Source organism: Devosia aquimaris (assembly GCF_020169335.1).
Classification (GTDB): Bacteria; Pseudomonadota; Alphaproteobacteria; order Rhizobiales; family Devosiaceae; genus Devosia; species Devosia aquimaris.
The window spans coordinates 1,586,712-1,605,664 of sequence record NZ_JAIEZN010000001.1; the positions used below are offsets into that span (position 1 = coordinate 1,586,712).

17 protein-coding genes and 1 tRNA gene are annotated in these 18,953 nt (G+C 59.5%); 7 read left to right on the forward strand and 11 right to left on the reverse strand.

Annotation, left to right across the window (positions count from 1 at the left end):
* Window positions 1-3: 3 nt before the first annotated feature.
* The 4 genes from K1177_RS07655 to xylF form a co-directional block, all read right to left on the reverse strand.
* Entirely contained in the window at window positions 4-636 is a 633-nt protein-coding gene (locus K1177_RS07655) for a DUF1345 domain-containing protein (protein ID WP_224702692.1), read from the reverse strand.
* A 61-nt stretch (window positions 637-697) separates the two neighbouring features.
* A complete protein-coding gene (locus K1177_RS07660) occupies window positions 698-1,480 on the reverse strand; it encodes an ATP-binding cassette domain-containing protein (protein WP_224702693.1) in 783 nt (260 codons plus the stop codon).
* 12 nt (window positions 1,481-1,492) lie between these two features.
* The gene (locus K1177_RS07665; protein ID WP_224703710.1) at window positions 1,493-2,794 is read right to left on the reverse strand and encodes a sugar ABC transporter permease; all 1,302 of its coding nucleotides are present in this window, start codon (window positions 2,792-2,794) and stop codon (window positions 1,493-1,495) included.
* Window positions 2,795-2,932: 138 nt separating this feature from the next.
* Window positions 2,933-3,976 (reverse strand): D-xylose ABC transporter substrate-binding protein, encoded by a 1,044-nt coding sequence (xylF, locus tag K1177_RS07670; RefSeq protein WP_224702694.1) that lies wholly within the window; start codon window positions 3,974-3,976, stop codon window positions 2,933-2,935.
* A 227-nt stretch (window positions 3,977-4,203) separates the two neighbouring features.
* On the opposite strand from xylF, the gene K1177_RS07675 reads away from it, so the two are divergent.
* Window positions 4,204-5,421, forward strand: coding sequence for an ROK family protein (locus K1177_RS07675; RefSeq protein WP_224702695.1), 1,218 nt, complete (start codon window positions 4,204-4,206; stop codon window positions 5,419-5,421).
* A 3-nt stretch (window positions 5,422-5,424) separates the two neighbouring features.
* On the opposite strand, the gene cysN is transcribed toward K1177_RS07675, so the two are convergent.
* Both cysN and cysD read right to left on the reverse strand, forming a co-directional pair.
* Entirely contained in the window at window positions 5,425-7,311 is a 1,887-nt protein-coding gene (gene cysN, locus K1177_RS07680) for a sulfate adenylyltransferase subunit CysN (RefSeq protein WP_396119695.1), read from the reverse strand.
* Entirely contained in the window at window positions 7,311-8,219 is a 909-nt protein-coding gene (gene cysD, locus K1177_RS07685) for a sulfate adenylyltransferase subunit CysD (RefSeq protein WP_224702696.1), read from the reverse strand. Before cysD ends, cysN begins: the two co-directional genes overlap by 1 nt.
* 388 nt (window positions 8,220-8,607) lie before the next feature.
* Between cysD and K1177_RS07690 the strand changes: the two genes are divergently transcribed.
* Window positions 8,608-10,041 carry a mannose-1-phosphate guanylyltransferase/mannose-6-phosphate isomerase gene (locus K1177_RS07690; RefSeq protein ID WP_224702697.1) on the forward strand — a complete coding sequence of 478 codons (1,434 nt, stop codon included), beginning with the start codon at window positions 8,608-8,610 and terminating at the stop codon, window positions 10,039-10,041.
* Window positions 10,042-10,117: 76 nt separating this feature from the next.
* Window positions 10,118-10,193: transfer RNA gene (locus K1177_RS07695), tRNA-Thr, on the forward strand.
* Between the two features lie 81 nt (window positions 10,194-10,274).
* Here the strand turns inward: K1177_RS07695 and K1177_RS07700 are convergent.
* Window positions 10,275-11,390 carry a tyrosine-type recombinase/integrase gene (locus K1177_RS07700; RefSeq protein WP_224702698.1) on the reverse strand — a complete coding sequence of 372 codons (1,116 nt, stop codon included), beginning with the start codon at window positions 11,388-11,390 and terminating at the stop codon, window positions 10,275-10,277.
* A 313-nt stretch (window positions 11,391-11,703) separates the two neighbouring features.
* Here K1177_RS07700 and K1177_RS07705 point away from each other — a divergent pair, with 313 nt between their 5' ends.
* Together K1177_RS07705 and K1177_RS07710 are read left to right on the forward strand one after the other, a co-directional pair.
* Window positions 11,704-12,084, forward strand: a complete 381-nt coding sequence (locus K1177_RS07705; protein WP_224702699.1) for a helix-turn-helix domain-containing protein — start codon at window positions 11,704-11,706, stop codon at window positions 12,082-12,084.
* Window positions 12,085-13,069: 985 nt separating this feature from the next.
* On the forward strand, window positions 13,070-13,954 hold the full coding sequence (locus K1177_RS07710; RefSeq protein ID WP_224702700.1) for a TIR domain-containing protein: 885 nt from the start codon (window positions 13,070-13,072) through the stop codon (window positions 13,952-13,954).
* Between the two features lie 6 nt (window positions 13,955-13,960).
* Here the strand turns inward: K1177_RS07710 and K1177_RS07715 are convergent, their stop codons facing one another.
* Window positions 13,961-14,191, reverse strand: a complete 231-nt coding sequence (locus tag K1177_RS07715; protein ID WP_224702701.1) for a peptidoglycan recognition protein family protein — start codon at window positions 14,189-14,191, stop codon at window positions 13,961-13,963.
* Between the two features lie 60 nt (window positions 14,192-14,251).
* Here K1177_RS07715 and K1177_RS07720 point away from each other — a divergent pair, with 60 nt between their 5' ends.
* Window positions 14,252-15,100: a hypothetical protein gene (locus tag K1177_RS07720; protein ID WP_224702702.1), complete on the forward strand. Its 849-nt coding sequence runs from the start codon at window positions 14,252-14,254 to the stop codon at window positions 15,098-15,100.
* On the opposite strand, the gene K1177_RS07725 is transcribed toward K1177_RS07720, so the two are convergent.
* Entirely contained in the window at window positions 15,097-15,258 is a 162-nt protein-coding gene (locus K1177_RS07725) for a hypothetical protein (protein WP_224702703.1), read from the reverse strand. The two genes, K1177_RS07720 and K1177_RS07725, sit on opposite strands and share 4 nt — an antisense overlap.
* A 229-nt stretch (window positions 15,259-15,487) precedes the next feature.
* Between K1177_RS07725 and K1177_RS07730 the strand changes: the two genes are divergently transcribed.
* The gene (locus K1177_RS07730; RefSeq protein WP_224702704.1) at window positions 15,488-16,333 is read left to right on the forward strand and encodes a hypothetical protein; all 846 of its coding nucleotides are present in this window, start codon (window positions 15,488-15,490) and stop codon (window positions 16,331-16,333) included.
* An 892-nt stretch (window positions 16,334-17,225) separates the two neighbouring features.
* On the opposite strand, the gene K1177_RS07735 is transcribed toward K1177_RS07730, so the two are convergent.
* Window positions 17,226-17,684 carry a hypothetical protein gene (locus K1177_RS07735; protein WP_224702705.1) on the reverse strand — a complete coding sequence of 153 codons (459 nt, stop codon included), beginning with the start codon at window positions 17,682-17,684 and terminating at the stop codon, window positions 17,226-17,228.
* Window positions 17,656-18,951 (reverse strand): phospholipase D-like domain-containing protein, encoded by a 1,296-nt coding sequence (locus K1177_RS18520; RefSeq protein ID WP_224702706.1) that lies wholly within the window; start codon window positions 18,949-18,951, stop codon window positions 17,656-17,658. The genes K1177_RS07735 and K1177_RS18520 overlap by 29 nt, the downstream gene beginning before the upstream one ends.
* Between the last annotated feature and the right edge of the window lie 2 nt (window positions 18,952-18,953).

Consider the following 18,953-nt stretch of genomic DNA (forward strand, 5'->3'; position numbering starts at 1 on the left):
CTGTCAGCCCGAGCCGATCGACACCACCACGTTGACCGTTGCTGCCACGATGATCGTGTTGAAGAAGAACGAGAAGACACTGTGCACCAGCACAAGACGGCGCATCTTGTTGGTGGTGATGGCGACATCCGCTACCTGCGCAGTCATGCCGATCACATAGGCGAAATAGAGGAAGGCAAAGCCATCCGGATCGTCGCCACCGGGAAAGTCGAGACCGCCCGAAATCCCCTCGCCGCCGTTGCCCTCGTAGAATTCATAGGCGTAGTGGTAGGTGGCCATGGTGTGAACCACGAACCAGCTCAGCAGCACGGCGCCGATACTGAGCCCCAGCTGCAGCCCGCCGCGCCCGTCCGGCGCATTGATGACCTGGAACAGCGAGACGATGCAGACGCCCACGATGAGCGCCGTCACACCGAAGATCGCGCCCATCGGCACATCGGCATCGGCGGCCGCCGTACGCAGATGCTTGGCAGTAAAGGTCGGCAAACGGCGCAAGGCCAAAGCCAGGTAGAACAGAAAGAAGACGACCGCCCCGATGGTGACTGCCCAGTCCTGCGCAACCAAAAAGGTGATGCCCCCCGCCGCGGCACCGGCCAGCATCGAAATGTAGAACAGGCGATGGCGAGGGTTGATCATGACCGACTCCGGCTGCGAACCTGCGACGACAGCAGCAGTACGCCAGCCGGAATGTCCAGCGCTAACTCTGCAGCGCGCCCGGCCCTGGCACGGCGCCAGCCGGCACCTTGCCCAGGATGATCATGCCGAGGACTTCGTCCTTGGTGACGTCACTGGTGCGGGCACTGCCCACGACCTGACCATTCTTCATCACCACCACGCGGTCTGCCAGATCGAACACGTCATGGATGTCATGGCTGATCAGGAAGATACCGATGCCATCGGCCTTGAGTTGCTTGATGAGATCGCCGACCTGTGCGGTTTCCTGCGGACCAAGGGCAGCCGTCGGCTCGTCCATGATCAGGATGCGGGCATTGAACAGGATCGCCCGGGCAATCGCGACGGACTGGCGCTGGCCGCCCGAGAGGGCTTTGACCGGCTCCTTGAAGCGACGGAAGTTGGGATTGAGCCGGCCCATGACCTCGCGCGCCTTGGCCTCCATGGCAGCGTCGTCCAGCGTGCCGATAGGCGTGGTGATCTCGCGACCAAGAAAGAGATTGGCCGCTGCGTCCACATTGTCCGCCACCGCGAGCTGCTGGTAGATCGTTTCGATGCCATAGCCCTTGGCATCGCGGGGATTGTTGATCGTGGCATCCTCGCCATTGATGCGAATCGAGCCGGCGTCGCGCTTGTAGGCACCCGACAAGATCTTGATCAGCGTCGACTTGCCCGCGCCATTGTGGCCCAGAAGGCCGACAACTTCGCCGGGGAACAGATCGATCGAGGCGTGGTCGACAGCGCGGATGCCGCCGAAGGAGATCGAGATATCGGTCATCTCGACCAGAGGGGTACGGGCGTCCAGCATCACAAGGACTCCTTAGTGTTTATTTCGGCGGTAGAGCGTGTCGAGCCACACCGCAAAGACGAGGACGATACCCACGACAATGGACTGCAGCGGGCTGTCGAGACCCATCAGCACCATGCCCGACTGCAGCGACTGCATGACCAGCGCGCCCAGCAGTGCACCGGCAATGGTGCCCACGCCGCCGGCCAGCGAGGTGCCGCCGATGACGGCAGCGGCAATCACATAGAGCTCGTCCAACGTGCCCATGGCATTGGTCGCGGCGTTGAGGCGCGCCGAGGAAATGGCAGCGGCAATGGCACAGAGCGCGCCCATCAGCATGAAAATCTTGACCGTGACCCAGCGGGTATTGATGCCGGCGAGTTCGGCTGCCTCCGGATTGCCGCCCATGGCAAAGACATAGCGGCCAAAGCGCGTGCGGGTGGCAATGAAGGTCATGACCATGCCCACGCCCATCGCGATCAGCACTGGTATGGCAATGCCATGCGAGATGAACAGCCCCTCGGGCGGGATCGCCATGCCTGTGGCCTCGGCATATTTCTCGGCGATGCGCACCGGCCAGGGATAGGCATTGGCCACCCAGACGGCGGCAATGGTGAGCCCGCAGCCGATGATGGCGAGGGCCGCTTCCGCCCAGACCGGGCGCAGCGGGAAATTGAAGCGACGGCGCTGGCGGCGCCCCATATAGAGCCCGGCGACAATGGCGCAGCAGGCGACGATGCCGACAACCCAGCTCCAGAAGGCGCCAACGGAGCCAGTCGGTCCGCCGCCCATCAGCTGGAAGGTCGGATCCATGGGTGCCACCGTGCGCCCCATGGTGACCCACCAGGCTGCACCGCGCCACACCAGATAGCCGCCCAGCGTGACGATGAAGGCCGGCACACGCAGATAGGCGATGATGCTGCCCTGCAGCGCACCAATGCCGGTGCCCACGATCAGGCCCGCGGCCAGCGACAGCACCCAGATCAGCGGATGTCCGAGCCCAAGGCCAAGCTGGGTGGGCAGGATGTCTGTCTGCATCACGCCCATCACCATAGCCACCAGGCCCAGGATGGAGCCGACCGACAGGTCGATATTGCGGGTGACGATCACCAGAACCATGCCCGTGACCATCACGGCCACAGAGGCGGTTTGCACCGACAGGTTCCACAGATTGCGCGGGGTCAGGAACAGCCCGCCGGAAAACACGTGAAAGCCGATCCAGATGATGGCCAGAGCGCCCACCATGCCCAGCAGGCGGGTGTCCAGCTCGGTGGCTATCAGGAAGCGCTGCAACGGATTGCGCGCATGCACACTGGGATGAACGATATTCTGCACGGCGTGCTGATCAGCCAAGACAAGTCTCCCCCGAAGGCAAGGCGCCCTGCCCGATCACCGGCGGCGCCAACCTTTTATGACAGTGCCGCAGCGCAAACGCTGCGGCACCATCCTTTTTGAGCCATTAGCCCTGCAAGTCTAGTTGCAGGCGGCAACCGAGCCAGCGGCAACGCCCTGGCACACCACGTCCTTGGACACCCAGCCAGCGTCGATGACGACGTTGAGGTTGTCCTTGGTGATCGCCACGGGAGCGATGAAGAAGGCATTCATCTCCACGCCCTTGGGACCGCCCGAGAAGGGCACGACGCCGGTGACTTCATTGAGAGCCTTGCCGCCAGCCAGCTCGAGGGCCACTTCAGCGGCCTTCTTGCCCAGTTCGCGAGCGTCCTTCCAGACCGAAACGGTCTGCGTGCCCAAAGCGATACGGTTCAGGGCAGCATGGTCGCCGTCCTGACCCGAGACCGGCACCGAGCCTGCAAGGCCCTGTGCGGTCAGAGCGGCGATGGCGCCACCGGCAGTACCGTCATTGGAGGCAACGACAGCGTCGACCTCGTTGTTGTTGGCGGTCAGGAACTGCTCCATGTTGGCCTGAGCCACTTCCGGGTTCCAGTTGTCGGTATAGGCTTCGCCGACATTCTTGATGTCGCCGGCGTCAACCGCGGCCTGCAGCACTTCCATCTGGCCAGCAAACAGGAAATCGGCATTGGGATCAGCCGAATTGCCCTTGATGAAGACGTAGTTGCCCTTGGGCTGGACATCAAACACGCCCTGCGCCTGCAGACGACCGACTTCCTTGTTGTCGAAGGTCAGGTAGAAGGCATCGGGGTTTTCGATCAGGCGATCATAGCCGACCACCGGAATGCCCTCGGCCACGGCAGCGGCAACGGCCGGCCCGACGGCTTCACTGTCCTGCGCCAGCACGATGATGGCGTCCGCGCCCTGGCTGATCAGGCTTTCGATATCCGTCAGCTGCTTGGCCGCAGACGACTGGGCGTCGGCGGAAATATACTTGGCGCCGGCGGCATCCAGCACGGCCTTGATGGCCGCTTCGTCGGTCTTCCAGCGTTCTTCCTGGAAATTGTTCCACGACACGCCAACAACGACGTCGTCCTGCGCATAGGCGACGCCAGCGGCGCCGGCGATGACGGTGCTGCAAAGCAAAACCGCTAGAAACTTGTTCATGTCTGTCCTCCCTCGTGGGCCAGTCCTCTTGCCCACATTTGTGCCGGTGGCATTGCCCCAGCGGGCCCCCTCCACCGGCGCCCCGAGCATTAATTTCACTGCTCGAAAAAAGAAGTCGCATGATGGGCCGGATTGAGTCAACATCAATTCCGCAACCCGCAATAAATACCGTTTGCGATATGAAGCGGACAATGATGTGTTGCACAGCGACGTAGGGAGTAGACTGCTTGGCGCGGAATGTCAGCGATAGTGACAGCGTCCGGCGACAGAACCGGGGACTGGTGCTGGGCGCTTTGCGCACGCAGGGCGAGATGGCGCGCACCGCCCTGGCGGGCACGACAGGGCTCAGTCACGCCAGCATCACCGCCATCACCCATGACCTGATTGCACAGGGAATTGTCCAGGAACTGGCGACCGTGGAAAAGCCGGATGCCCGCATGCGCGGCCGCCCGGCAACCCTGGTCGGCTTCTGCCGTATGGCCGCAGCAGCAGCGCTGGTGGAACTCGACGTCAATCGCGCCAGGCTCTCGCTGGTCGACTATGGCGGCGTGCTGGTGGACCGCATCGAGACACCGCTCAACCCAGCCAGCTTCGAAGAGACGACGCCCACAGCCTTCCTCATCGAGCGCCTGACCTATCTGCGCTCGCGCAATGCCGCGCCCGGCGTGCCGCTGCGCCGTATCGCCATTTCCGTGCAGGGGATTTTGGATCGCGACGGCATGTCGCTGAAGTGGTCGCCGATCGCCCATCTCGCCGGCAAGCCCTTTGGGCTGGACCTGGTGGAGCATTTTGGCCTGCCTGTGACGCTGCACAAGCGCGGACGCCTGCTTGCCGAAGGGGCGCGCTGGCTCGACCCCGGTCTGCATGACGCCAGCGTCGCCACAGTCTTTGTCGGCTCCACAGTCGCCATGGGCATGACGTTCCGCGGCCAGATTACCGGGCGCGGCGACGAGGGCGCCACCGAGTTCGGGCACATGAACCACGTGCCCAACGGCGCCCTGTGCCGCTGCGGCATGCGCGGATGCGTCGAGGCCTATGCCGCCGACTATGGCGTGCTGCGCAACGCCTATTCCGTGCCGGAGACCACCCTGCCCGCGCCCGCCGTCCCGTTGCAGGAATATGAGGGATTGATCGCCCGCGCCGAGGCCGGCGACCGCAGCGCCGCCCACGCCTTCAACCTGGCGGGACGCGCCATCGGTTTTGGCCTGAGCCGCATGATGGCCGTGTTCGACCCGTCCCATATCCTGATCGTCGGGCCCGGCGCGCGGGCTTTCGGCCTGATGCAGGCCGAGATCACCGCGGCCCTCTCGAGCGCCCTCGTCTGCAGGATCAATGGCCTGCCAACCGTCGTCGCGCATCGCGACGAAAAGGAGCCCATATTCAAGGGCCTGCTGATGAAGACACTGACCGAGATTGACCAGGCCGAGTTTGCCGGCTTGGTCTAGCGGCTAGATCTTGAGCCAGTCGTAGAGCTGGTCGGCCAGCTGGGCGACCTCGAACTGGGCGCCGTGCAGCACCAGATCGGGGTGCTCGGGCGCCTCGAAGGGGCTGTCGATGCCGGTGAAGTTCTTGATCTCGCCGGCCCGGGCCCGCTTGTAGAGGCCCTTGGGGTCGCGCGCTTCGCACACTTCGAGCGGGGTATCGACATAGACCTCCGAGAAGCGGAGGTCGCCAGCGATCTCGCGGGCCAGCCGCCGCTCGTTGCGGAACGGCGAGATGAACGACACCAGCACGATCAGCCCGGCATCGGCCATCAGCCGCGCCACTTCGGCAACGCGGCGGATGTTTTCGACGCGCGCCGCCTCGGTGAAGCCCAGGTCCTTGTTGAGGCCATGGCGGACATTGTCACCATCGAGGATATAGAGGTGCTTGCCCTCGGCGGTGAGGCGCCGTTCCAAGAGATTGGCGACGCTCGACTTGCCCGAACCGGACAGGCCCGTGAACCAGATGATCTGCGGCGACTGCCCCTTCATGGTCGCGCGAACATCGCGGTTCACGTCGAAGGCCTGATAGGTCAGGTTCTGCGCGCGGCGCAGGCCGAAGTCGATGGTGCCGGCGCCCAGCGTGGCATTGCTCAGTCGGTCCACCAGAATGAAACCACCGGTCAGCGCATTGGTCTTGTAGCTGTCAAAGGCAATCGGCTTGTCGGTGGCCAGGGTCACCGTCGCCACCTCATTGAGGTCAATCTTGGTGGCCGCGGTCTGCTCAAGCGTGTTCACATTGGTGCGGAACTTGAGATCGGTGATAGTCGCCGAAATCGTCTGCGCCCCCACCTTGAGCAGATAGGACCGGCCCGGATAGGCTGGTTCCTCGCTCATCCAGATCACGCGTGCCTGGAACTGGTTGGAATACTCCGGCGTCTCGCCGGGGCGCGACAGCACATCGCCGCGCGAAATATCGACTTCGCGGTCGAGCACCAGGGTCACCGCCCGCCCGGCAATGGCCTGGTCGAGATCGCCATCCATGGTGACGATACGCTTGACCACGGCCGGCTTGCGCGAGGAGGCAATCAGCACCTCATCGCCAACCGCAATGGCGCCCGACGCGACTGTGCCCGAGAAACCGCGGAAATCCAGGTTCGGCCGGTTCACCCATTGCACGGGGAAGCGGAACGGCTGCGCCGATCGATCTTCCGAGACATCGATGGTTTCGAGGTATGGCACCAGCGCCGGACCGCCATACCAGGGCGTGTTCGGGCTCTGGGCCAGCATATTGTCGCCGCGCAGGGCCGAGACCGGAATGGCCTCCAGCGTCTTGAAACCCAGCGGCGCGGCAAAGGCCCGGTATTCGGCAACGATGCGATCGAACACCGCCTCGTCATAGTCCACCAGGTCGATCTTGTTGACCACCAGCACCACATGCTTCACGCCAATCAGTGACAGGATGAAGCTGTGTCGCCGCGTCTGCGTCAGCACGCCCTTGCGGGCATCGATCAGCACCAGCGCCAGATCGGCATTGGAGGCGCCGGTCGCCATGTTGCGAGTATATTGCTCATGGCCAGGGGTGTCGGCGACGATGAACTTGCGCTTGTCAGTGGAGAAGAACCGATAGGCCACATCGATGGTGATGCCCTGCTCGCGCTCGGCCGTCAGACCATCGACCAGCAGCGAAAAGTCGATGCCCTCATCGCCTGTCGTGCGGTTGTGGCTTTCCTTCTTCAGGCTCGCCAGCTGGTCATCCAGGATCAGCTGGCTATCGTAGAGTAGCCGGCCGATCAGCGTCGACTTGCCATCATCCACACTGCCGCAGGTCAGAAAACGCAGCAGCGACTTGTCGGTCTGCTGCTGCAGCCACAGGCCAATGTCGGTATCAGGCGTGTGCATCGGCTGGGCCATCAGAAGTACCCTTCCTGCTTCTTTTTTTCCATCGAACCGACGCTGTCGCTGTCGATCAGCCGGCCCTCGCGTTCCGAGGTGCGGCTGGCCTGCATTTCCATGATGATCGAGGGCAGATCGGCAGCATCGGAACGAATGGCGCCGGTCAGCGGATAGCAGCCGAGCGTGCGGAACCGCACCATTTCCATGCGCGCCGTCTCGCCGGGCTCAAGCGGCATGCGCTCGTCGTCCACCATGATCAGCGTGCCCGAACGATCCACGACCGGACGCGGCTTGGCGAAATAGAGCGACGGCAGTTCGATCCCCTGATCGTAGATGTAGGTCCACACGTCCAGCTCGGTCCAGTTCGAGATGGGGAACACCCGCATGCTCTCGCCCGGATTGAGCCGGGTGTTGAACACCTTCCACAATTCGGGACGCTGGTTCTTGGGATCCCAGGCATGGTTGGCATTGCGGTGGGAAAAGATGCGCTCCTTGGCGCGGGACTTTTCCTCGTCGCGCCGCGCTCCACCGATGGCCGCATCATAGCGTCCGGCGTTGAGCGCCTGGCGCAACGCCTGCGTCTTCATGATGTCGGTATAGCGCGAGGAACCATGGTCGAATGGGTTGATATTGTTGGCCAATCCCTCAGGATTTGTGTGGCTGATCAGGTCGAACCCGTATTTCTCCGCCATGGAGTCGCGGAAAGCGATCATCTCGCGAAACTTCCATGTGGTGTTCACATGCAGCAGCGGAAACGGGATCTTGCTGGGATAGAACGCCTTGCGCGCCAGATGCAGCAAGACGCTTGAGTCCTTGCCGATCGAATACATCATCACCGGCCGTTCGAAACTGGCCGCCACCTCACGCAGGATTTCTATGCTTTCGGCTTCGAGGGCCTGCAAATGGGTCAGCGACTGGCTCTGCACTTGTGATCACGCTCCGGACGCACGCCTGACGAGCAGGCCTGAAACAGGCCCCGTTGGTATGCCGCCACCGAATGTCGATCAAGGCGAAAAGGGCCGCAAATCCGGGCCTGGCGAGGCCATTAGCACAATCGTCTCAGGGGCTTGCCAACCATGCGAAGGCGCAACTTTGCTCGCGGCAAACGCGCATTGGAAAATGCGCCGGAGCCGAACCGGGCAGAAAAAAAGTTCTCTCGCTCGCTCTCACCACCCATCCAGCGCACAGACCAGCCGGGTAGACGGAGCCCCGAACGCCGGCAACGGCAGTCTTCATCGAGGCTTTCACTGTCGATCCACCACATGCTAAACAAAAAGATAAAATCGTTCGCTCATCACGACTTGGGGGTTACTGATGTCGAATTTGATTGTACCGGTCATCCTCGCTGGCGGTCAGGGCACGCGGCTTTGGCCGCTGTCGCGAACAGCACGGCCCAAGCAGTTTCTCGCGCTCAACGCGACCTTGACGCTGTTCCAGCAGACGCTGCAGCGCGTGGACGATCCTGCGATCTACGCCCCGCCGATCGTCATGACCCATGTCGACTATCGCTTCGTCGTCGCCGAGCAGGCGGCTGACCTTGGGGTGACGCTGGGCGCCATCCTGCTCGAGCCCATGACCCGCAACACCGCTTTTGCGATAACTGTCGCGGCGCGGCACGCGGCGGCCGTCTGGGGACAGGACATCACCCTCCTCGTGCTGCCGTCGGACCATCTGCTCGCCGCCGAGCAGGCCTATCACCAGGCCATTGCCGCTGCCGCGATCGCCGCCCGCAATGGCGATCTGGTGGCCTTCGGGCTGACACCCGACCGGCCCGAGACCGGCTACGGCTATATTCGCGCACTCCCCGGCGCAGGCGCCCGTCCCATCGCCTCATTCGTGGAAAAGCCCGACGCCGCCGAAGCGCAACGCATGTTGGCGGCCGGCGACCACCTGTGGAACTCAGGCATGTTCATGCTCCGCGCCGATAGCTTTCTCGCGGAATGCGCCGCGCTCGCGCCCAGCACGGCAACCGCAGCACAGACAGCACTCGAGAACGCAACGGCTGACCTCGACTTCATTCGTCTTGACGCTGAGGCCACGGCCGCCGCGCCTTCGATCTCGGTGGACCACGCCATTTTCGAGCATACAGGCCGCGCTGTGGTGCTGCCGGTCGAATTCCTCTGGTCGGACCTGGGCAGCTGGGACGCCATCTGGAAGGCCGGGCCGCGCGACCCGGACAACAATCTGACGCGGGGGCCGGTCACCCTGAGCGCTGTCAGCAATGCCCTTGTTGTGTCCGACCATGCCCATGTGGCTGTGGACGGCCTCAAGGACGTTGCCGTCATCGCAACACATGATGCCGTGTTTGTCGGCCGACTGGACAATGCGCAGCACGTCGGCGCCATGGTGCAGCGGCTGCGCGCCAACAAGGACACGGCAGCTCTGACCGAGGTACACCGCACGCAGTTCCGCCCCTGGGGTGGCTATGCGAGCGTGCACATGGGCGAGCGCTTCCAGGTCAAGCGGCTCTTCGTCAAACCCGGTCGGCGGCTCAGCCTGCAACGGCATCATCATCGGGCCGAGCACTGGATCGTCGTCCGCGGCATCGCAGAAGTCACAATAGATGGAAGGGTTTACACGCTCAACGAGAATCAATCCATTGACTTGCCTCTCGGCTGTGTACACCGCCTTGCCAACCCTGGGCGGATCGAGCTGGAGCTGATCGAAGTGCAGACCGGCTCCTATCTGGGAGAGGACGATATCATCCGGCTCGATGACGAATTCGGCCGGGTCGCGCCGATGCCATAGTCACCTCGCGGCATGGTGGCCAAGCCCGAAACCGGCCATTGCAGCCAATCGTCTTCGATGCTACACGCCTGCGCATGCCGGTATAGCTCAGTTGGTAGAGCACCTGATTTGTAATCAGGGGGTCGCGGGTTCGAACCCTGCTGCCGGCACCAGAAATCTCCAGCATTCGTGCGCTCTTCAGACATAATCATCTCTGGTTCTCGAGCCTCTTAGTTTACAGTCTTCGACGCGGTTTACAGCTGGTCCGATTTTGCGGCGAACGAACCCGATGACTCAAGCTTTTGAATCACCGTGTCAGCGCCACCTGCGAGGTAGTGTTGTCGGATGACGCGCTCGCATTCTTTTTCATCATGACCACTGGCTTCAGCAATGTCTTTGATGGCCACGCCAGCCCGATAAGCCAGGGTGATGAAAGTGCCGCGGAAGTCGTGAAAGGTTACGCCCGAAATCCCCGCAGCCCTGACGGCCGCCCCCCAGGACGCCTTGAAGCCAGACTTCCATGCAACCCCGTCTTCGGTGGTCAAGACTGTCGTTGGCAACGCCTTTCTTTTCCGAGGGTTGGGATGCTCTGCCCGTGCCTCCTGTTCAGCTCGTATCGTCTCAAGCGTTGCCCGCAATTCGGCCGAAACGAGAATTTTGACTCGCTTGCCTGCTTTGCCACGGCCAGCCTTTCCTTGTTGCAGCCGGATGTACTCACCATCATACGCACGCCAACTGAGGTTTAGGAGATCGGCTTGGCGCTGACCCGTCCACTTGGCCAAGATCATCGCACGCACCAGGTGCGTTGGACCGACTGCAGCAAACAACGCCATCTGTTCGTCGGACCAGATGATGTCCTTCCGGGTTCCGCTTGAAAGCTTGGTCAACGCGTCCAGTGGGTTTCGTGAGATCTCCTCTTCGTCTTTGGCGAAGTTCAAGACCTTAGTGAAAACCGCCATAGTCAGATCCGCCGCACGCGGAGAGACAGCGAGGACATCGTCGCGCCACTTCCGGATGACGCTGCGCGCGCCCTTCTCCTCCAGCGCCGCTATCGGCATAGTACCGAACTTGCCCTGAATTCGGGAAAGGGCCTTGTCGTATCCTTCTTTCGTTTTTGCAGATAGGCCGGTGTAATCTGCTGAACTGATGTATGACCGGATTAAGTCCGACAAAACCCGCTTGTGCTCTGGTGGCGCGCGAAAGAGCTTATGGCGTTGAAACTCAGCGATGAAGGCGTCTTGGTCGCGAAGATCTGCTTGGATGCGTGGGCCGCCCCGCCAAGCATAGTAGTAGGTTCGGAGGCTGCCACGAGCCAACCGCTTCGTAACCCTGTGTACCCCCTTTAGGTCAACGCGCATTTTCGTCAGCAAGCCAACGCTCAAGCGCTGATCGAGGATACGATGGTTCAGCTGGGGTCTTTTGGTCAACTGCGGCCATAGCGTCTGATAGCAACACTATTTGTCCCTGCGGCGTAACCTCGCAACGAGTGACGTTTAGGCCGGCGCGTTTTGCTCCGGTAAGTGCCCGGAACACATCATCAGCGGAGAAACTTGCGCGTTTGCGTGGCAATTTATGTCTCCGGTCCGCATCGGGTTGTTGATCGAATTATTGGTACGATGTACAAAAAATAGAAGCCTGGCAAGCGAATTCGTTACATAGTACCAATTTTAGTGAGGATTTGGATTGACTCTAGGCGCGTTGCAAAGCCGGCTGGCGAGGACGGGAACGGGGCTCGGGGTTCGGGAAACAGCGTTTCTGGCTGACGTTTCACCAGAAACAATCACCAGGATTGAAAAGGGTGAGCCCGTCAAAGCGGTCACGCTTGAAAAGGTCGCAGAGGTCTACAAATTCCTGGGAGTGGTGTTCATGGACGATGTAGATAAGCCCGGCGTGGCAATTGATCTTGAACGCCTGTCCGCAGTGAAATCGGGCATCTTTGACAATGATTTTTGTGAGCTAAGAGGCGGGTTGCCACGAGGACGGCTACACAAGTTGGGAACATTCTTGAAAGCGCTTGACGCGGGCAAGAAATGGACCTCCGCGAACTGGACGCCATCAGGGTGACCAAACACCAGCTGATACAGCACGCAAGCCCGCGCACGTTCACAACGAGGTCTAGTTTGCCGCCGACCAAAAGCTAGAGTCGGCGGATGTCGAGGGCGCGTTAGGGGCCGGCGACAGTGCCCCAGGTTATGCCATCAGAGTCCGCTTAGGGCCCGCCCCCGAAACGGGAATCTCGGCTATCTCATAGATGTTATTTTTCAATGCTTTACTAGGCGATCCCAGCTCGAAGTGGCACAGGCTGTAGCACTTTTTGTAGGACATCCGCACCCGCGACGCCCTGCTCTACGCTGGCGAGCACAGCTGCCGCTTTGCTCGTTCCTTAATAACCGATGCTCCTCTTACCCAAAGAGGGTTCGGATAACCGTCCTGATGCAGCTGGCGAGACGGCCTTAACTCGGACAGGAAGGATCGGAAATCCCTTCAGAGATGCCGTGTCGGCAGCCATCCGTCGAAAGGAAGCGGTTCCGCTCCACAGATTGACGCCGGAGAGGCCTACCCCAATTCCCTCCCCCAGTTCCCATCGAAGCTGTTGCGCGAGCGGAGAAATCTAGGATCAGGTCGACTCCAAAGCGCTTCCTCAAAATTCTCTTGACAGCGCGCCGCCCGCCATCCAACCCGGGACGAGCGGGCCAGATTCAGCCCTGCGGCACTATGAGAAGGGAGGGGCAGACGATATGGGCGACATGCAAACTAAGAAATACCGGAGTTTGGGCGGGCCAACAGCCGCCAGACCGCAACGCGCCCCATTTCAGACATTCATCGAGCTTTGGCGAAGCCCTGAAATTAGCCGGTCCCCATTGCCAGGACAGGGAACTGAATTGGGGTGGACGAACGAACCCGCTGGCGCGAGAGGGTGAGGTACCGGATCGGCGGATCGCTAGAGTGGCGCGCGACCAACTATTGAAGGTACCCCTTCCGTTCGCGCTCGACATCATCTAACCGAAAGTCATGAGCAATGTTGCGCTCTAGGGTGGAGGCCCAGGCTGTGTACAATCTGATTATGCGGGGCAATGACGAGCCTTGGAATCCGGGCGGCTCTCAGATGGAGCTAGCCCGCGTACTAGAGTACACGGGCGTCTGGCAGCAGCGGGAGTACGCTGCGAAAGACATGGCCGCCTTCGAAGCTCTTCGAGCACTTCCTGTTTTGCTAGGGTTCGAAAAAGGCGCTGAAAACCCCGCCAGAATTGCTTGGCTAACTGACCTGCTGATTGACAGCGGGGACGTCCATTTTCGTTTCAGGGTTGACGAGAGCTTTGACCCAATCCCCACGGCGACCGTCTTCGAACACCGTCGAGAGCTTGGTTTCGACCACGATTGGGAAGACAACCGTACTCATTGGGCCGTTAAGGACGCCGATCTAGTTCAATGGGCGACCGCCAATGGTTTCCGCCGAGTCGTCGCGGCACCCGAACCGCCAAGGCCGGTTGAGCGCGCTCGCGTATTCATCGTTCACGGGACAAATGACGCGGCCAAAAACGAGCTGGCGCTCTACCTTACGCGCGTCGGCACACTGCCGGTCATTCTGCACGAGCAGGTCAACGCAGGGCGGACGATCATAACGAAGTTCATCGAGACTGCCGCAACCGCCGACTTTGCCGTTGTCCTCATGACCGGCGATGACGTGGGCGGTCGGGACTCGGCTAGCCTATCGCCGCGAGCGAGGCAAAACGTGATCTTTGAGCTTGGTTTCTTCCTGTCTCAGCTTCCAGTGGAGCGCGTGGTTGTTCTTCTCGGCCCTAGTGTCGAACGACCGTCAGACTATCAGGGTGTCGTTTACATTAGCCACCAGCTGGGCTGGAAAAACGAGCTGGCCCGCGAAATGTCGGCCGCTGGAATTGCCATTGATTTTGAGGCAGCGATCCGCAGTTAGCGTGCGTCAGGCCGGAGCACCTTTGTTCACGGGAGTGAGCGGAACGATAGGGCCAGTCATCTCAACCAGCGTGTTGGTGCGCTTTTCTTGCTGGGTCGCGTGATAGGTCAATTCAGATATACTGATGCTGACGCTGAGGGCATTGTAGCCGACATCGCTCCACCCTTGTGACTTTTGCATCGCGCGCACCTCTGCAGCGCCGATATCGCGCGAGGCGAGGGTGGCGTTGACATGCATGACAAGCAGCGTCGTGACCTTCGAAGGGGCTTTTGGTGGTCTCCTATAGTGGTGAGGTTCTTGGCCAGCAACGGCTGGCAGAAAGGGGGCGGCATGGTGGGTCAGGCGACGGAGAAGGTCACCGTAACCTTGGATAGAAACGCAGTTGGGCGGGTGGCCTACCAAACGGCAAGCGAGGTGTCCGACATATTTAGTTTGGCCTTTACGGTCATTGCTGGCGCAGACGTTGAGAACATCCCCACCAATCCAGACCAACACATGCACTTCAGCTTGAAAACGCGGGGCCGCAGCGCTGCCGAGCAACGCGAAGCGTATCAGCGGCGCCTGGTTGCAATGTGCTTCTCCGACCTGGCGCGGGCCATCCGTGAGACGCTAGAGACCGCATGCGCGCATATGGAGCTGTTGAAGACGCCGCCAGAAACGTTGGCGGGCGGCAGTCCTGATGAAGTCCTGGAGAGGGTCGTTGCCCGCATGGAAGCAATTCGGCCCAGCGCCCAAGCGCTCAACTATCCCCAGCTTCTCAAACGGGTGCAGGATGGACTATCTGCTCCTCTCACATGGACGCCGGAACTACATTCATTCCAGACGGTGCGAAACTGTCTCGAGCACCGGGGTGGTGTGGTGGGAGAGCGCGACGTTGACCAAAACGGACAGCTCACCTTGAGCCTTCCGACCGTCGAGCTTTACCACCTCGATGCCGAGGGCAATGAAACGGCAATGCATTTCGATGCCCCTACCCAGAAGGAAACGCAGGTGATGCTGCGCACCATCACCAGAACGCAGACTTTCAACCTCGGGCAAACAGTGTCGATTCCGCCTCGTGATGTGAAAGAGGTTGCGTTTGCCGTGTTAATGCTGGCAGGCGATCTTGTGGCCAAGATGCCTGCCTCAGACCGACAGGAAATCTAACTGACGATCAGGCTGCCCGACTGCACGGTTTGCAGGGCCGAAATAGCGTTCTTGGCCAGAGGCATGAGGGCGGCGTGACCGGGATCGTCGGGGTGGATGCCATCGGTTTCGTAGGCCACATTCACGCCCACCTTAATGCCCGAAGTAGCGCTAGCCATGATGACGATCCCGCGCGCCGCCTCTGGCGGCTTGGCACCATTCTAGCTGGTGCGAAGGCCGTACGGAATCGAACCATTGACACGAGGATTCTCAATCTGACGTCATGCCCAGCAAATCTGGGGGTTTTGCTCTCCATGTGTTATCCATGTGCCACCCAGCGTTACACTGTCTTGTTCGAATCTCTATTTTGGTCAATCGATGGGAGTGTTCGCGAATGAGGAGGACTTGATGCTCCGGGAGCACGCTACAAGCGTTGTCATTGCCGTTTTGACCGTGGTAATCCCTGCCGCTTTATTTGCCCTAGGCACTTTTATATTTGCCGTTCTGCAGGATCAGTATTCTCGAACGCAGATATCTGCTTACGTCGTGAAGCTAGACAACCCTGAACCTCATCTACTCTCAGACGCCAGGGCCACGCTTAGTGTGGCAGCGACCCAGTTGGACGGACTCGTAGCTAAACTCGATGGCGAAGCCGCCGTTGTCCTGAAGATTTTGAGGGATATGCTTCGCGATGATGAAAAGCTTCTGTCGGATGTACCTCCTGAAATTGCTCATATGCGACTGGTGAACAACACCGACCGCACTCTGAAAGACGTCGCCCTGATGCCATCGAAGGAGGCCTTATCCTATTTGGGGAGCGGAGCGACTGTGGTCTATGACAGCGAGTGGAAAATTGTCGGCCAAGAGCAACTCGATAAGCTGAACATCGCCCCGCACAGCAGTCTAGACTTTATTCTCCTTGGTGACCGGTCCTACCGTGTACCCGAATTGGCGAAGGTAACGCTTGGCGGGGCCGAGATCGACGTTGTGAAAGTCGATTTGGACACTCTCTCAAACAGGTGGGACTATTTTTGGGAAGTCAGCGTCATTAGCGGCTTAGTTTATGTCCTTGCCGCCTTGGGGGCCGTGCTGATGGTGTTGATCGGTATTTCGGCGCCGATCACCGCGATTCCAACATGGCGCCGGCGCCTGACTTCAAAAGTGGAATTTGAACGCATGCATGGTGATGTGGAGGCGCTCTATGGTCGCTATAGGCCCGGCGAGAGGAACCCTTTGGAACCCACTACCACCTGAGCTTGGCACATCCGTGGGAACACCACATCCACGGGGGTTTTAGTGCCGCCAACACAGGGCACGGCGGCATTGAGCGATCTCAAAATCGGCTTCGTACACGCTCTATTGGTGGATGATGTCGCGTACGCGCCCCAGCGTGCGGAAGATTAAGATAGCCCAACGCACCGTCGCGAGACCATTCGAGCAATTTTAGCCTCCGCTAAAGGAGTTGTTTGAGCGTTTCGGGAGCATGTCCGCGATGCAGCCAAGGACATCGGACTGCTTTCCGCACTAGACGAGATAGCGCTCCAGGAAAAGAGCTATGTGGTAGGCGAGCGCGGAGACGTGGTCGAGCAGACCTGATTTCTGCCGCTAACCACGATGGTAGGACCTGCAACAAGGGTCGCTGCTCAAAGTGCTAACTTCGAAGTCGACTGCTCGCATCCAGGTTGCGAACGCCTGAAACCTGCGATTGCTGTCCGAAATCGGCTCACGCACCCGAAGTCAATTGGTGATCTGACAGTGGAAGTGACCGAGGTTGCGAAGGCACACACGGGTTTCTTTTGGTTGCTTGCGCTCGTTATTGAGGGCATGTCCGCAATGAACCATAATCTTGCCGTTCACAATGCAGACGCACGCGACTTGCTGGACCGACTGAAACGAAGCGATCCCGATGCTATCGACGACTATCAACGGGTCTTTTCGTCCACACCTTGAGAGTGATCGGCTTTGGCGCCTATAGGTCGACTTGGTGTGACACGTCCATTAATCTGTTTAGGTCGGCGCCGCGATCGACAGCCGAATTGACGTTAGCGGCACGCAGTTAGTGACCAATGATCTGCGAATTCAAAGGCTGCTGGACGGTGCGGTACTCGAGGCTTTGAAATGCCACGCTAGCGAGCCCGCTACGAGGCTAGAAGTTGCGAATATTTTCGTCCAACCAATCGCCGACGTCATCCCACCACTCGTGCAAGTCTTCGCGAAAATTGTCGATCAATTCGCCGGGCTGATCCCAGTTCTCCAAAAGATTATCGAGACATTCTTTGAAAAATTCCTTAGTGGCATCCCACGGATTATTTCCATCACTGCGAATACCTGCGGTTGGTTTTATCTCGATAGCGATGCACTCCAAAAGCTTGGGGACGATGCTTTGGACACGATCCTCTCCACTCTTGACAAGCTCCCAGGCACCCTTTGTCTGACTTAGTTCAGCTTCGAATGGCGCGAACTTCAGGAATGTTTTGTGAGTAGCAATCGCATGTACCAGATAGCAGTTGAGTCGCTCGATAGGAAGCTCGGCGCTCTTTGAACTTTCCAAAAAGCGCTCAAAGGCCGCCCTTGTTTCATCGCGAAGATCGTTTAGCACAGTCATTACCGTCCACCCATTTCTTGCCACGATAGGACCCAAGCATCTCGGCTATTGACCGCCAATGATCATAGTCGACAGATACCTGCCATAACTTATCAAAGAATCCAGCAAATCCAAGAGCGACTTCCTCGTCAGAAGAGAAATAGTTGTTCTCCAAATTGTCGGTAATTGCTGAATAGGTAAGATTTCCAGAGCCGAAAAGGACCCGTATTCCAAAAGACCCCCGGAATATGAAGAATTTGGAGTGGAGAAAGCTGCTGCCTGGTTTAGTGAGCAGGTATCGTCGGGACACACCAAGGCCGCACAACTGGCGGTCCCATAGAATGTGCTCGTCATAGCTATTTGCCAACCCTGCAACAGTTGGATCGGTGGACAACAGTATATCGTCATCCCGCAGATATCTGACTTTGGCGCCATTATCTGCCGCAAGCCGAATGATCTCCAGGATCCGGTCGGAATTGTAGGATTGAGATGAAATGTCTATTTCATCGGAGCGACCGGCCCAGAAGGCCAACTGCGCGAGGTACGCGTCCTGATCGAATGGCATCAGGTAGGGGACGACAGAGGCATCTCGGGTACTGTAGGACGGTAAACGGCATTGCTGGTACAAGCCTTTCAGAGGCTCATCCTGCGGAAACGCCATGAAGCGCTCGAAGATTTGGACCACGCATCTGTGCCATAAATAGAGCTGGCTTGTCGCCGAGCCTCTAAATAACACGTTGAAATCGACCACCGTGGCTGACCGAGTAGTGGGGTTGCCGCTGGAGACATATGTCCAGCTTTCGTTATCGGCGACGGCTGCAAGAAACTTCGGGTGGAAAGAGGAAAGCCCGTCAAATAATGGGACAGATCTTACGCTCTTATGAGCCGAGGCTAGGCTGCAGTTCAATAAGGGACGTAGCGCGCTATCGCTTCCCCCTACGAAAAGCCTGACGTGGACGGCGCTTGGAGACAAGGCGCTGCATAGCACCCGAGAAAAAGTCCGATCAGCGACTGCCCAGAACAATCCATCGACCTGATCAAAGTGGCCCTGATTTATTCTGAGCAGCGAAATGAGGTAGCTATCGCCCTGACGTTCTTGATCTTCAGCATCGCAATAGAGCTCGAAAGTGGGAAGCTGGCGGTCGGTGTCGGGGATGACGTTCGGCTCACGGCCGCTGGACACGGCATTGCATTTTGGAAGATTGCCAAAGAAAGCGACGTTTTCCACTGGGGGGCTCAGTTGGCCGGATATCACGATCAGCAGCGCGGTGAGTGCTTGGAGAAACACAG

Coding starts and splice junctions, on each gene's coding strand:
- K1177_RS07655 (WP_224702692.1), bottom strand. CDS start 636: ATGATCAACCCTCGCCATCGCCTGTTCTACATTTCGATGCTGGCCGGT.
- K1177_RS07660 (WP_224702693.1), bottom strand. CDS start 1,480: ATGCTGGACGCCCGTACCCCTCTGGTCGAGATGACCGATATCTCGATC.
- xylF (WP_224702694.1), bottom strand. CDS start 3,976: ATGAACAAGTTTCTAGCGGTTTTGCTTTGCAGCACCGTCATCGCCGGC.
- cysN (WP_396119695.1), bottom strand. CDS start 7,311: ATGGCCCAGCCGATGCACACGCCTGATACCGACATTGGCCTGTGGCTG.
- K1177_RS07690 (WP_224702697.1), top strand. CDS start 8,608: ATGTCGAATTTGATTGTACCGGTCATCCTCGCTGGCGGTCAGGGCACG.
- K1177_RS07715 (WP_224702701.1), bottom strand. CDS start 14,191: ATGCATGTCAACGCCACCCTCGCCTCGCGCGATATCGGCGCTGCAGAG.
- K1177_RS07725 (WP_224702703.1), bottom strand. CDS start 15,258: ATGGCTAGCGCTACTTCGGGCATTAAGGTGGGCGTGAATGTGGCCTAC.
- K1177_RS07730 (WP_224702704.1), top strand. CDS start 15,488: ATGCTCCGGGAGCACGCTACAAGCGTTGTCATTGCCGTTTTGACCGTG.
- K1177_RS07735 (WP_224702705.1), bottom strand. CDS start 17,684: ATGACTGTGCTAAACGATCTTCGCGATGAAACAAGGGCGGCCTTTGAG.